Below are 13088 nucleotides of genomic sequence, written 5' to 3' on the forward strand. Positions count from 1 at the left end.
CGCGCTCAACCTTTACCAATCAGGAGTGAATACAATGACGTTTAAGCGTCCCTACGGCGCGGGATTGGCGGCTCTCGCAGTCGGCATGTTCGCTGCGACCGCAGCCTACGCCGAGCCAACGGTCAACAAGGGAGACAACGCCTGGATGCTGACATCGACAGTGCTCGTGCTGTTGATGACGATCCCCGGCCTCGCGCTGTTCTACGGCGGCCTCGTCCGCTCCAAGAACATGCTCTCCGTCCTGATGCAGGTGTTCTACACCGTCTGCGTCGTCACCGTGATCTGGGCTGTGTACGGCTACAGCCTCACCTTCACCGGCGGCTCCGACTTCATCGGCGGCTTCTCCAAGGCCTTCATGATGGGCGTCACCACCGATTCGAAGGCTGCGACCTTCTCGGTCGACGCCAACATCTCGGAGCTCATCTATATGTGCTTCCAGATGACCTTCGCGGCGATCACGCCCGCCCTGATCGTCGGCGCCTTCGCCGAGCGCATGAGGTTCGCTGCGATCGCGCTCTTCATCCCGCTCTGGGTGACGCTGATCTACTTCCCGATCGCGCACATGGTCTGGTACTGGCCCGGCCCGGACATGATCCAGGACGCAGCCAAGGCGCTCGCTGCTGCCACTGACGCGGCGGCCAAGACCGCGGCGCAGGCCAAGCTCGACGAGATCAACGCCGACGCCGGCTGGATCTTCAAGGCGGGCGCGATCGACTTCGCAGGCGGCACCGTGGTGCACATCAACGCCGGCATCGCAGGGCTCGTCGGCGCTCTGCTGATCGGCAAGCGCGTCGGTTACGGCAAGGAGCTGATGGCCCCGCACTCGCTGACCATGTCGATGATCGGCGCCTCGCTGCTCTGGGTCGGCTGGTTCGGCTTCAACGCCGGCTCCAACCTCGAAGCCAACGGCGGCGCAGCCCTCGCCATGACCAACTCCTTCGTCGCTACTGCAGCCGCCGCGCTGTCGTGGATGTTCGCGGAGTGGATCATCAAGGGTCACCCGTCGGTGCTCGGCGTCATCTCCGGCGCTGTCGCGGGTCTCGTGGCCGTCACGCCTGCCGCCGGCTTCTCCGGCGTGATGGGTGCGATCGTCCTCGGCCTCGTGGTCGGCGTGGTCTGCCTGTTCTTCTGCACCGTCGTAAAGAACGCGCTCGGCTACGATGACTCGCTCGACGTGTTCGGCGTGCACTGCGTCGGCGGCATCGTCGGCGCCCTCGGCACCGGCATCCTGGTCAATCCTGCTCTCGGCGGCGCCGGGATCATGGACTACACCGCGATCCCGCCGAAGGTGGCCGACTACGACTTCGCAGTACAGATGATCGCCCAGCTCAAGGCCGTCGGCACCACGCTGGTGTGGTCGGGCATCGGTTCGGCGATCCTCTACAAGGTCGTCGATGTGATCGTTGGCCTCCGCGCCAATGTCGAGAGCGAGCGGGAAGGCCTCGACATCACCGAGCACACCGAGCGCGCTTACAACATGTAAGTCTCCTCCCGGGCGCGGCCTCCTCGGGGGGCCGCGCCCACAACTACGGTTCGGGGCACATACCCGGCAATATCCCGACCGTTGAGGGGCTCCAGCGCAAGTTGGAGCCCCTTTCTTTTTGTCCTCGCGGAGGCCCGCACAAATTGCTTTGTATCGGCGTTGAGGAATATCATGGGCGGATTGGGGCTTATCTCATGCGCCTGTTCATTCGCCTTGCATTGTGTTCATGGCTGCTCGTCCTGTCCGTTTTGGAAGCCCAGGCCGATAAGCGGGTCGCGCTGGTGATCGGAAACAGCGCCTACAGGAACGTTCCCGCGCTGCCCAATCCGACCAATGATGCAGCCGACGTTGGAGCGGCCCTGAAGCGATCGGGATTCGATCCTCTCATCGCGACCGATCTCGATCAGGCCGCCATGCAGGAGACCGTTCTTCGCTTCGCGCGCGAGGCCCGCGGCGCCGACGTGGCCCTGTTCTATTACAGCGGGCACGCCTTGCAGTTCGCCGGCGTCAACTATCTGGTGCCGGTCGATGCCGTCGTCCGCGATGAGGTCGACCTGCGGCGCCTGGTGCGCGCCGATGAAATTTTGGCGGATCTGCAGCAGGCAAAAAACCTGCGGATCCTTGTACTCGACGCCTGCCGCGACAATCCATTTGCCGACGAGTTGCGGCGAAACGTCGGACAGGGCCGCGGCGTCACCGTCTCACGCGGCCTCGCCAAGATGGAAAGTCCCGAGGGCACCATCATTTCCTATGCAACACAGGCCGGCCGGACCGCCGACGACGGCAGCGGCCGCAACAGCCCGTATACCAGCGCGTTCCTGGAGCACATCGGCGACAAGGGCAACGTCAACACGGTATTTCAGACGATCAGCGCCGGCGTCTACCAGCGCTCCAAAGGCTCGCAAGTGCCGGAGCTGTCGCTGTCGTTCTTCGGCGAGTTCTACCTGAACGGCAAGCCCGAGACGGCGGCGTTGTCGCCTGCGACGCCCCAGGTCGATCCTTGCGCGGAGGCCGGAGACCATTGGCGCAGCGCGGAAGCGCTGGGAACGCTCGCGGCATTCAAGGATCACCTCGTACGATTCCCGGCCTGCGCCTTCGCAGATCTGGCGAAATCACGCATCGAGACCTTGGCGAAACCAGCGGACGCCGCCAAGCACGTAACCGCGTTCGATGGAACCTGGATCGCGAAGGAGACTTGCGACAACAAGCCTCCATTTCCCGACGCCTATTTCCAGTATGCGCTGCGCGTCAAGGATGGCGTGCTGCACACTCTCTCCGGGGAAGAGGGCAAGCCCGGTGCGACAATCTATGACGGGAAGATCGAAGCGGACGGCAGCGCGACGGTCACCGTCAGCGGGCTGATTGGCGAGAATGATCCGCTGCGCCGCACCGCCGGCGCGCCCTATCAGTACAAGCTCGCACTCGAGCTGAAAGGAACCACCGGCGCCGGCGTCCGCACCGAGACCAGCCGACCGTGTCGGATGGAACTCTCCAAGCTGACGACACAGAGCCCCGCTGCAAGTCCGGGCCAACCTGATTCGAAGCGGGCGCCCAAGCGCGAGGACAAGACGGCCGTGCTGCCGCCAGATCAGGCCGGAGCAGGGCAACCGCGGCAGACCGGAAGTGGCATGAGCTGTTCGTTCATGCGAAGCAGGTGCGCCACGGCATGCGTCAGTATGGGCGGCCGCGCGGATTGCGCTTCAACCGCTTGTCCACGGCTGGAAGCCGAGTGCATGAGCAGCGGGTGCTGGCGCGGCCGGGGATTCAACGGCTGCGGACTTGCCAAGAGATAGTGCACGAACCGGCTGCAGGCGGTCTGTCTTGGTCCGTCCAGGCGAAAGAAAAAGATTGCCATTCCAGGCAGCCGGCGCAGAAATATCGACCACAAGAAACAACAATCGGGAGGTCGTCATGCGTTTGGAAGGCAGATGCTATTGCGGCGAAGTGCGCTATGTCGCCGAGGGCGACCCGATGATGCAGGCCCAGTGTCATTGCCGCGAGTGCCAGTACATCTCGGGCGGCGCGCCCAACACCTTCATCGCGATGCCGGCGGCCGGCTTCAGCTACATCACCGGGCAGCCCAAGCAGTTCACGCGCAAGGACCTCGAGCGCGCCGTCACGCGCGAATTCTGCGCCGAATGCGGCACGCATCTGGTGACGAAAGTGCCGGGACTGCCGGCGACGATCGTGAAGGTCGGTACGCTGGACGAGCCAAAACAGTTCCATCCGCAGATGGCGATCTACACCTGCGACAAGCAGGAGTTTCACGCGATCCCCGCGGGCATGGCGACATTCGAGAAGCTGCCGGGTCATTAGGCGCCGGCGGGGTCGCTGAGAGGTCCGGCGCATCGGTTGCTTGCCGCGGTCCGCGCCAGCGCGGCCATGCATCTCGTTGTTATCCGGCCGCATTATTCCTGCCCTGGACGGAGGCGGCGACCGATGGTTAATCGCGTCTTAACCTCGCCCTATCTATGGTGAACTGAACCGCTTCCCCGCCGGCGTATCCATGCGACCGGCTGTTCCGAGAGTGCTGGCGCCCAGAATGGCTATGACCGCTTCATCCCGCGCGCCGCAGGCCGGTGGAAGCTCCGATACCGAACGCTCGCCCTTCGTCCGGCTGAACGAGCTGCTGGCGCCGCATCAACCCGGCAAGCCCTTGATTTCGCTTGCGGTCGGCGAACCGCAGCATCCGGTGCCGGACTTCGTCGGCCCGGTGCTGGCCAAGCACATCGCCGATTTCGGCCGCTACCCCGCGAACAAGGGCACCGACCCGTTCCGCAAGGCAGCGAGCGCTTGGCTGTCGTCGCGCTTCAAGCTGCCGCGGCCGCTCGACCCCGAGAGCGAGATTCTCGTCCTCAATGGCAGCCGCGAGGGGCTGTTCCTCGCCGCGATCGCGGCCGCGCGCTATGTCGGCCCGCGTCCCGGCAAACCCGCCATCCTGATGCCGAACCCGTTCTATCCGGTCTATGGCGCCGGCGCCGGCGCCGCCGCTTGCGAGCCAATCTTTCTGCCGACCACGGTCGAGAACGGTTTTCTGCCCGATCTCGACGCGATCGACGAGGCGACGCTGGCGCGCACGGTGGCGTTCTATCTGGCGTCACCCGCCAATCCGCAGGGCTCGGTCGCGTCGCGCGATTATTTCACGCGCCTGAAGAGCCTCGCCGATCGCTACGGCTTCGTGATCCTCAGCGACGAGTGCTATTCGGAAATCTACACCCTCGAGGCGCCCGGCAGTGCGCTGGAATGCGCCGGCCCCGACTTCACCCGCGTGGTTGCGTTCCAGTCGCTATCGAAGCGCTCCAACCTGCCGGGCATGCGCGTCGGTTTTGCCGCCGGCGACAAAAAGTTCATCGGCATGTTCCTCGAGCTGCGCAACATTGCGGCGCCGCAGGTGCCGGTTCCGCTCCAGCATGTCGCGACAGTTGCTTACGGCGACGAGGCGCATGTCGAGGAGAATCGCAGGCTCTACCGGATCAAGTTCGATCTCGCCGACCAGATCATCGGCAATCGTTACGATTATCGCAGGCCCGATGCCGGCTTCTGCGTCTGGCTCAACACGTCCGAAATCGGCGACGACGTGTCTGTGTGTCTAAAACTCTTCACGGAAGCAGGCGTGCGCGTGGTGCCCGGCAGCTATCTGGCGCGGCTCCAGCCCGACGGCTTCAATCCCGGGGCAGGCTACATTCGCCTCGCACTGGTGCAGGATGGCGAGACCACGGCGCAGGCTCTGCACCGTCTGGTCGAGACTCTGGGTTAGGCGGGGCCCATGAGCATGTCGGCAATCGAACGTGTCATTCCCTTGGTCGGCCATCTGCCGCCCTCGATCCGCGAGGGGCTGGCGCGGCGTGTGCGCGAGCTCAGCGGTCTCGGCCTGATCACCTTGTCGGGCGTCGCCTCGGCGGCGATGATGACCTGGTCGGTGCAGGATCCGAGCCTCAGCCACGCGACGTCGCGGCCGATCCGCAACATTCTCGGCTATGGCGGCGCAATCGGCGCCGACCTTGCGATGCAGATCCTCGGGCTCGGCGCGATCATGCTGGTCCTGACCGTCGCGGTCTGGGGCTGGCGCATGCTGACCCATCGTCCGTTCGACCGCGAGGCGCTGCGGCTCGGCTCCTGGATTCTCTGCACGGTGATCGCGGCAGGCTTCGTCAGCTGCTGGCCGCATGGCGGCGCCTGGCCGCTGCCGACCGGCCTCGGCGGCGTGGTCGGCGATGCCCTGGTGCGCGCGCCCGCGGTGATTTTCGGACCGCCGGGCACGATCTATCGCATGGTGCTGGGCACGATCCTGTTCGCCGCGATGGCGGCGACCTTCCTGATCGCCTGCGGCCTCGGCGCGCGCGAGCATGACGACGAGCTCGCGGAGATCGAGGATGACGACAAGCCGCTCGACCAGGACGAGGACAGCGATCGCGGTTCGGTGTCGCTGGGCTGGCTGTTCCACGCATTGATGAGCACGAAGGCGCGGCTGATCTGGCTGCTCGGCGCCGCCTATCGCTCGCTGGTCTCGAGCGGACCGAAGACCAAGGCCGTTGCGTTCAGCCGCCATGAGCCGAATCTCGGTGGCGGCCGCGCCGCGCCGCCGATCTCGCCGCAGTCCGAAGACGAGCACCGCGAGGACGATCACGAAGAAGAGGACGAGGAGGAAGAAGAGGAGGAGCCGGCCGCGCGCGCCCCGCGCAAAAAGGCTGCGCCGAAGGCCGCTTCCAGGAAATCCTCCGACAAGTTCGAGCTTCCGTCCGTGTCCGTACTGGCCGCCCCCAAGGCCGGCGATCGCCAGCCTCTCAGCAAGGCCGAGCTGGAAGCCAATTCGCGCGCACTCGAAGGCGTGCTGCAGGATTTCGGCGTGCGCGGCGACATCGCGAAAGCCAATCCGGGTCCCGTCGTCACGCTGTACGAACTGGAGCCGGCGCCGGGCATCAAGTCGTCGCGCGTGATCGGCTTGGCCGACGACATCGCCCGTTCGATGAGTGCGCTGTCGGCGCGTGTCGCCGTCGTGCCGGGCCGCAATGCCATCGGTATCGAGCTGCCGAACGCGCATCGCGAAAAAGTCTATTTGCGCGAGCTGCTGGTGGCCAAGGAAACCATCGACACGGTCGCGAAGCTGCCGCTCTGCCTCGGCAAGACCATTGGCGGCGACCCCGTCATCATCGACCTCGCACGCACACCGCACATGCTGATCGCCGGCACTACCGGCTCGGGCAAGTCGGTCGCCATCAACACCATGATCCTCAGCCTGGTCTATCGGCTGCGCCCGGACCAGTGCCGACTGATCATGGTCGATCCGAAGATGCTCGAGCTCTCCGTCTATGACGGCATTCCACACCTGCTCACGCCGGTCGTGACCGACCCGAAGAAGGCGGTGGTCGCGCTGAAATGGGCCGTGCGCGAGATGGAAGAGCGCTACAAGAACATGGCCAAGCTCGGTGTGCGCAACATCGACGGCTACAACACGCGCCTGCTCGAATTGAAGGCCAAGGGCGAAGAGCCCACCCGCACGGTGCACACCGGCTTCGACAAGGAGACCGGCAAGGCGATCTACGAGGAAGAGAAACTCTCGCTCGACCCGCTGCCCTACATCGTCATCATCGTCGACGAAATGGCCGATCTGATGATGGTTGCCGGCAAGGACATCGAAGGCGCGGTGCAGCGCCTCGCGCAGATGGCGCGCGCCGCCGGCCTGCACGTGATCCTCGCGACGCAGCGGCCGTCGGTCGACGTCATCACCGGCACCATCAAGGCGAACTTCCCGACCCGCATCGCCTTCCAGGTGACGTCCAAGATCGACAGCCGCACCATTTTGGGCGAGATGGGCGCCGAGCAGCTGCTCGGCCAGGGCGACATGCTCTACATGGCCGGCGGCGGTCGCATCAGCCGCGTGCACGGACCTTTCGCGTCGGACGAGGAAGTCGAGAAGGTCGTGCGCCACCTCAAGACGCAGGGACAGCCGGAATATCTCGAAGCCGTTACCGCCGAAGAGCCCACCGAGGGCGAGGATGGCGCGGTGTTCGACGCCTCCGGCATGGGTGCGGACGGCGGCGGCGATCTGTTCTCGCAGGCCGTTGCCATCGTCAAACGCGACCGCAAGGCCTCGACCAGCTACATCCAGCGCCGCCTGCAAATCGGCTATAACCGCGCCGCATCGCTGATGGAGCGCATGGAACTGGAAGGCATCGTCGGACCCGCCAACCACGCCGGCAAGCGCGAGATTCTGGTCGAGGAAGAAGACAGCCATATGTGAGGCGAGCCGCCTCAGACGACCATTTCACGCAAAAACGTTATCTGCTTTTGGCCGAAATCACGCTAAAAGGGCGCCCAGCCACACAGGACGACGCGTTGATCAGACATCCGGACATTCGATTCGCTGCCATCGTCGCTGCGCGAAGCGCGCGCATGGCCGGCGTGCTTCTCGTCACCGCCGCGATGGTGACCGCGACGTCATTCGCGCAGACCGTTCCCGTGCCGAAGCCCGCGCCGAAGGGCCGCGATGGCGGTGCCACCGCCGGGGGCCCGTCGATCACCGGCGCGACCCAGACGCCGCCGAATCCGGTGATTCCGGATCCGCGCCGCAACGTGCCGAGCAGCATCTTCCAGACCTTCGATGCCAATCAGAAGGCCCAGGCCGCCAAGGTCAGCGCCTACCTGTCGTCGTTGTCGACGCTGGTTGGGAATTTCGTTCAGGTCGGTCCCGACGGCAGCAAGACGCAAGGCGACTTCTACATCCAGAAGCCGGGCAAGGTGCGCTTCGAATATGACGCGCCGAGCCCGATCGACATCGTCGCCGACGGATCGTCGCTGGTGGTGCGCGACCGCAAGCTCGCGACACAGGACGTCTATCCGCTGTCGCAGACGCCGCTGCGGTTCCTGCTGTCCGACCGCATCGACCTGATGAAGGACACCAACGTCGTCAACGTCTCGGCCGACGACGTCTTCGTCAGCGTCACCATCGAGGAGAAGCAGGCGCTGGTCGGCACCAGCCGCCTGATGCTGATGTTCGGCGCCAAGGACGGCCAGCTCAAGCAATGGACCGTCACCGACCCGCAGGGCTACGACACCACGATCGCGGTCTACAATCTCGACACGAGCAAGAAGCTCGATCCCGGCATGTTCAAGATCGACTTCACCAATTACGGCCCCGCGCCGGGCTGAGACCTACTCGCTGCTCCGACGATCGTCATGCCCGGGCTTGTCCCGGGCATCCACGTTCTGGACCTACAAAAAGGCGTGGATGGCCGGGTCAAGCCCGGCCAGGACGGATGGAGTTTGTTAGATCAATCTCATGCGTTTTTCCCTGACAACCTGGAACATCAATTCGGTGCGGCTGCGCATCGATCTGGTCGCGAAATTTCTCAAGAGCGCGCGACCGGACGTGCTGTGTCTCCAGGAAACCAAGTGCATCGATGACGCTTTTCCGTTGAAGCGCTTCAAGCGGCTCGGCTATGAGCACGTCGCGCTGAACGGGCAGAAGGGCTATCACGGCGTCGCCATCGTCTCGAGGATTCCATTCGAGTCGAAGGACATCCGCACCTTCTGCGACAAGGTGGATTCACGCCACATCTCGGTGTCGTTCGGAGAGAAGGCCGGGATCGCAAAGCCCCTGGTGGTGCATAATTTCTACGTGCCGGCCGGCGGTGACATTCCCGATCCCGCGCTGAACGAGAAATTCGATCACAAGCTCCGCTTTCTCGACGAGATGAAGGCGTGCGAGCCGCTGCATCCGCGCGGCGAGGATCGCCACATCCTGGTCGGCGATCTCAACGTCGCCCCGCATGAGAACGACGTCTGGTCGCACAAGCAGCTTCTGAAAGTGGTTTCGCACACGCCAGTCGAAACCGAGAAGCTGCAAGCCGCGCTCGTCGCCGGCGAGTGGGTTGACGTCGCCCGCGAGCGCATTCCGATGTCGGAGAAAGTCTATACCTGGTGGAGCTATCGCTCCGCGGACTGGACCGTCGGCGACCGTGGCCGCAGGCTCGACCACATCTGGGTCTCGCGCGCGCTGAAGGATACGGTCAGCGATTTCAAGATTCTTCGCGATGCGCGGAGCTGGGAGCGGCCGTCGGACCATGTGCCGGTCACGGTGACGCTGGAGGTGTGATCTTGCAGCCCTTATGGAGCGCAGCGAAATCCGGGCTACGGATGCTTCTCAGGACTACGACGTCAGCTTCGCGCCCGCCATCAGGATATCGCTGGCGATCTGGCTGGAGCGAACCGCGAATTCGTCGCGAAGGCGGACGGCGGCGGCAGGGTCGCTTTCGAGCACGCGCTGAAACAGGCTGCGCGCGACGCGGATGACGGTGGCGTGCTCCAGTGCGATCGCGCTCGACGGACGCTTCATCGGTACCACCAGCGCCAGCTCGCCGATCAGAGCACCGGGACCTGCGATCATCTCCGCGCCGGCACCGTCGTCGACCCGGAAGGCGCCGCGCTGGACCACGAAGCCGGCATCGGCATCGTCGCCGAGATTGAACAGGACGTCGCCGCGGACGAAGTCACGCTGCTCGGAGCCGATCGCCAGCATGCGCAACGAAGCGTCTCCCAACAGGCGCAGTGTCGGGACACGCTCGAGAAGCACTACATCGTCGTCGATTGACATTCAGGTCCGAGGCTCAAAGGCACGCGATCTAAAACGATTCGCACGCCCCTGAAGCGTATCACGGCACCAGCTTGTAGCCACCGGCTTCCGTGACCAGGATCTCGGGGTTAGCGGCGTCCTTCTCGATCTTCTGGCGAAGGCGGTAGATGTGGGTTTCCAGCGTGTGGGTGGTGACGCCGGAATTGTAGCCCCAGACCTCCTGGAGCAGGGTCTCGCGCGAGACCGGCATCTGGCCGGCCCGGTAGAGGAAGCGGAGGATGGCGGTTTCCTTCTCCGTCAGCCGGACCTTGCGTGCATTGGCGGCGGTCAGCATCTTGGAGCCGGGCCGGAAAGAATAGGGGCCGACCGAGAACACCGCGTCCTCGCTGGCTTCGTGCTGGCGGAGTTGGGCGCGGATACGAGCCAACAGAACCGCGAAGCGGAAGGGTTTTGCGACATAATCGTTGGCGCCGGATTCCAGCCCCAAAATCGTGTCGGAATCGGTGTCATGCCCGGTGAGCATGATGATCGGAGCCTTGAACCCGCCCTTGCGTAAGGAACGGACCACTTCACGGCCATCGGTGTCGGGCAGGCCAACATCCATCAGAACGAGATCGGGAGCATTGGCCTTCGCGGCGCTCGCGCCCTTGGCGCCGGTATCGACGGCGGAGGCTTCAAATTCCTCGTGCAGCGATAATTGCTCCACCAACGTATCGCGCAGATCGGTATCGTCATCCACGATCAGGATCTTGCGGGCATTGGCCATAGGGGGTCATCCTTTTGGGGTCCGGCGCGGCGCGCATCCATGCTGCACCCAGCCGAGAGGGAAGTTTAGGGGTCGCTGTTATTATTGTTGTTCGTGTTGAAGTAGTGGGCTGTTACCGATTCACAAGCCAGAACCACTCTAACCCAGAATAGCAGGGCGCTTCGATGAATGTCCTGTAATGAATTCGACATTGCACGTTCACATGAAAAACAAAGCTGCTTCAGCTAGTTACACCATGAACCGAGGCGCCGGACCATTATCCGCGATCCGCGTTAAGCCTGCGGCGGGGAATCCATGCCGGGGCTGGCTGACCGCGGGGGCGCTGACGATTCCGGTTGCGCTGGGGCGGGGCGGCATTCTGGCCAACAAGCGCGAGGGCGATGGCGGCACCCCGAGGGGCAGCTTCCGTCCCAGGCGCTTGTGGTGGCGGGGCGACCGGCACAGCCGCCCGCAGACTTTCTTGCCGGCGAGGAGCATCGGCGACACGGACGCCTGGTGCGAGGATCCCGGGGACCGTCATTACAATCAGGGAATCCGGCTCGGCGAGGGGCAGGGCGGCGACCGGCTCAAGCGGACCGATCATCTCTATGACTTCATCATCGAAATCGACCACAACACGAGGCCGCGCATCGCCGGCCGCGGCAGCGCAGTGTTCTTGCATCTGGCCCGCGACAATTTCGGCCCGACCGCAGGCTGCGTCGCGATGACCAAAGCGGCGATGCGACAGTTGCTGCGGCGGCTGGGACCAAAAACAAAAATCATCATCGGGTGAGGATACATGCTCGACAGGGATCAGATCGCCGCCACATCGCGCGTCCTCGTTCAACATTGGCGCGACGGCACCAAGCTTGACGCGCTGGAGCCACGGTTGCGGCCACAGGGCCGCGCTGAGGGCTACGCCGTGCAGGCTGCGCTCAGCGGGACATTGTTCGGCTGGAAGATCGCAGCGACAAGCGCGTCCGGACAAAAGCACATCAATGTCGCGGGACCGCTGGCCGGTCGCATCATGAGCGACACCGTGATCGCCGATGGCGGCACGGCTGCGATGAAGGGCAACGCGATGCGCGTCGGCGAGCCTGAGTTCGCTTTCCGCATGGGACGCGATCTGCCGCCGCGCGCGGCGGCGTACACTGTCGACGAGATGCTGGCCGCCGTGGACGGCTTGCATCCTGCAATCGAGATTCCCGATTCGCGCTTTGCCGATTTCGCAGGCGCCGGCGAGGCGCAGCTCATCGCCGACAATGCCTGCGCGCATCTGTTCGTGCTGGGTGCGGCGACCACTACGAACTGGCGCGCCATGGATCTCGTCGAGGAGCGGCCGCAGATCACGCTACGCGGCGAGCGCTATCTCGGCCACGGCAAGAACGTGCTCGGCGACCCCCGAATCGCCCTGGTCTGGCTGGCCAACGAGCTGCGTGGCCTCGGCATCACCTTGCGGGCAGGGGAGGTGGTGACCACGGGCACGTGCCATCCGCCGCTGCCGCTCCAGGCCGGCGATCATTTTGCGGTGGATTTTGGGGTGCTGGGAAAGGTGTCGGTGGGATTCGCGTAGGCGCTACGCGCCCCCGGCGAAATTACCGGTGCCCGAAGATCGCGCTTCCCACCCGCACATGCGTGGCGCCGAGCATGATGGCGGTCGCAAAATCCGCGCTCATGCCCATCGAGAGCTTGTTCAATCCATTGCGCGCGGCGATCTTGGCGGTCAGCGCGAAATGCGCCGCCGGCGGCTCGTCCACCGGCGGGATGCACATCAACCCGGAGATCGTCAGCCCGTAGGTGTCGCGGCAGCTCGCGATGAAGGCGTCGGCCTCCCCGGGGGCAATGCCGGCCTTCTGCGGCTCCTCGCCGATATTGATCTGGACGAACAGTTCCGGGTGCTTGTCCTGAGATTCGATTTCCTTGGCTAACGCTTGGCAAATGCTCGGGCGGTCGACCGAATGGATGGCATCGAACAGCGCCACGGCCTCTTTCGCCTTGTTGGATTGCAGCGGCCCGATCAGATGCAGCGCAATATCGGAGTAAACAGAAATTAACGCGGGCCATTTGCCCTTGGCCTCCTGCACGCGATTCTCACCGAATACGCGCTGTCCGGCGTCGATGACCGGGGTAATTGCATCTGCTGCGAAAGTTTTCGAGACCGCGATCAGCGTCACGGAGGCACGTTCGCGCCGCGCATCCGCGCAGGCGCGCGCGATTTCGGCTTCGACCGCGGCGAGCGCGTTTGGTGAATGGCCGGTTACCGGCGCGGCGTTGGCTTCAGTCATGAT

At 64.3% G+C, this 13088-nt stretch carries 12 protein-coding genes; 9 read left to right on the forward strand and 3 right to left on the reverse strand.

All coding sequences use genetic code 11. The annotated features are described in order from the left end of the window. Positions 1-34: 34 nt before the first annotated feature. The 7 genes from ABIB06_RS14050 (at position 35) to xth (ending at position 9578) form a co-directional block, all read left to right on the forward strand. Positions 35-1483, forward strand: a complete 1449-nt coding sequence (locus ABIB06_RS14050; RefSeq protein WP_247352533.1) for an ammonium transporter — start codon at positions 35-37, stop codon at positions 1481-1483. Between the two features lie 194 nt (positions 1484-1677). Continuing rightward, entirely contained in the window at positions 1678-3276 is a 1599-nt protein-coding gene (locus ABIB06_RS14055) for a caspase family protein (RefSeq protein WP_247352535.1), read from the forward strand. Between the two features lie 118 nt (positions 3277-3394). Then, positions 3395-3799, forward strand: a complete 405-nt coding sequence (locus ABIB06_RS14060) for a GFA family protein (RefSeq protein ID WP_247352536.1) — start codon at positions 3395-3397, stop codon at positions 3797-3799. A gap of 226 nt (positions 3800-4025) precedes the next feature. Beyond that, positions 4026-5240, forward strand: a complete 1215-nt coding sequence (locus tag ABIB06_RS14065) for an aminotransferase class I/II-fold pyridoxal phosphate-dependent enzyme (protein ID WP_247352538.1) — start codon at positions 4026-4028, stop codon at positions 5238-5240. A gap of 9 nt (positions 5241-5249) precedes the next feature. Then, positions 5250-7724, forward strand: coding sequence for a DNA translocase FtsK (locus ABIB06_RS14070; RefSeq protein ID WP_247352540.1), 2475 nt, complete (start codon positions 5250-5252; stop codon positions 7722-7724). A 152-nt stretch (positions 7725-7876) separates the two neighbouring features. Continuing rightward, entirely contained in the window at positions 7877-8632 is a 756-nt protein-coding gene (locus ABIB06_RS14075; RefSeq protein WP_247352892.1) for an outer membrane lipoprotein carrier protein LolA, read from the forward strand. Between the two features lie 130 nt (positions 8633-8762). Further along, positions 8763-9578, forward strand: a complete 816-nt coding sequence (gene xth, locus ABIB06_RS14080; RefSeq protein ID WP_247352542.1) for an exodeoxyribonuclease III — start codon at positions 8763-8765, stop codon at positions 9576-9578. Positions 9579-9632: 54 nt separating this feature from the next. On the opposite strand, the gene ABIB06_RS14085 is transcribed toward xth, so the two are convergent. Beyond that, positions 9633-10076: a cyclic nucleotide-binding domain-containing protein gene (locus tag ABIB06_RS14085; RefSeq protein ID WP_247352544.1), complete on the reverse strand. Its 444-nt coding sequence runs from the start codon at positions 10074-10076 to the stop codon at positions 9633-9635. A gap of 58 nt (positions 10077-10134) precedes the next feature. Next, entirely contained in the window at positions 10135-10821 is a 687-nt protein-coding gene (locus tag ABIB06_RS14090) for a response regulator transcription factor (RefSeq protein WP_007598630.1), read from the reverse strand. Positions 10822-11023: 202 nt separating this feature from the next. Between ABIB06_RS14090 and ABIB06_RS14095 the strand changes: the two genes are divergently transcribed. Continuing rightward, positions 11024-11593 (forward strand): L,D-transpeptidase family protein, encoded by a 570-nt coding sequence (locus ABIB06_RS14095; protein ID WP_247352546.1) that lies wholly within the window; start codon positions 11024-11026, stop codon positions 11591-11593. Between the two features lie 6 nt (positions 11594-11599). Next, on the forward strand, positions 11600-12373 hold the full coding sequence (locus ABIB06_RS14100) for a 2-keto-4-pentenoate hydratase (RefSeq protein ID WP_247352547.1): 774 nt from the start codon (positions 11600-11602) through the stop codon (positions 12371-12373). 22 nt (positions 12374-12395) lie between these two features. Here the strand turns inward: ABIB06_RS14100 and ABIB06_RS14105 are convergent, their stop codons facing one another. Beyond that, the gene (locus ABIB06_RS14105; RefSeq protein WP_247352549.1) at positions 12396-13085 is read right to left on the reverse strand and encodes a YggS family pyridoxal phosphate-dependent enzyme; all 690 of its coding nucleotides are present in this window, start codon (positions 13083-13085) and stop codon (positions 12396-12398) included. Between the last annotated feature and the right edge of the window lie 3 nt (positions 13086-13088).

Origin of the sequence: Bradyrhizobium sp. LB8.2 (genome assembly GCF_040548035.1) — a bacterium.
Classification (GTDB): domain Bacteria; phylum Pseudomonadota; class Alphaproteobacteria; order Rhizobiales; family Xanthobacteraceae; genus Bradyrhizobium.

Excerpts from the sequence above, each read along its gene's own strand:
- ABIB06_RS14065 (WP_247352538.1), top strand. The coding sequence starts at position 4,026 with ATGGCTATGACCGCTTCATCCCGCGCGCCGCAGGCCGGTGGAAGCTCC.
- ABIB06_RS14085 (WP_247352544.1), bottom strand. The coding sequence starts at position 10,076 with ATGTCAATCGACGACGATGTAGTGCTTCTCGAGCGTGTCCCGACACTG.
- ABIB06_RS14050 (WP_247352533.1), top strand. The coding sequence starts at position 35 with ATGACGTTTAAGCGTCCCTACGGCGCGGGATTGGCGGCTCTCGCAGTC.
- ABIB06_RS14060 (WP_247352536.1), top strand. The coding sequence starts at position 3,395 with ATGCGTTTGGAAGGCAGATGCTATTGCGGCGAAGTGCGCTATGTCGCC.
- ABIB06_RS14075 (WP_247352892.1), top strand. The coding sequence starts at position 7,877 with ATGGCCGGCGTGCTTCTCGTCACCGCCGCGATGGTGACCGCGACGTCA.
- xth (WP_247352542.1), top strand. The coding sequence starts at position 8,763 with ATGCGTTTTTCCCTGACAACCTGGAACATCAATTCGGTGCGGCTGCGC.
- ABIB06_RS14070 (WP_247352540.1), top strand. The coding sequence starts at position 5,250 with ATGAGCATGTCGGCAATCGAACGTGTCATTCCCTTGGTCGGCCATCTG.
- ABIB06_RS14105 (WP_247352549.1), bottom strand. The coding sequence starts at position 13,085 with ATGACTGAAGCCAACGCCGCGCCGGTAACCGGCCATTCACCAAACGCG.
- ABIB06_RS14100 (WP_247352547.1), top strand. The coding sequence starts at position 11,600 with ATGCTCGACAGGGATCAGATCGCCGCCACATCGCGCGTCCTCGTTCAA.
- ABIB06_RS14095 (WP_247352546.1), top strand. The coding sequence starts at position 11,024 with ATGAAAAACAAAGCTGCTTCAGCTAGTTACACCATGAACCGAGGCGCC.
- ABIB06_RS14090 (WP_007598630.1), bottom strand. The coding sequence starts at position 10,821 with ATGGCCAATGCCCGCAAGATCCTGATCGTGGATGACGATACCGATCTG.
- ABIB06_RS14055 (WP_247352535.1), top strand. The coding sequence starts at position 1,678 with ATGCGCCTGTTCATTCGCCTTGCATTGTGTTCATGGCTGCTCGTCCTG.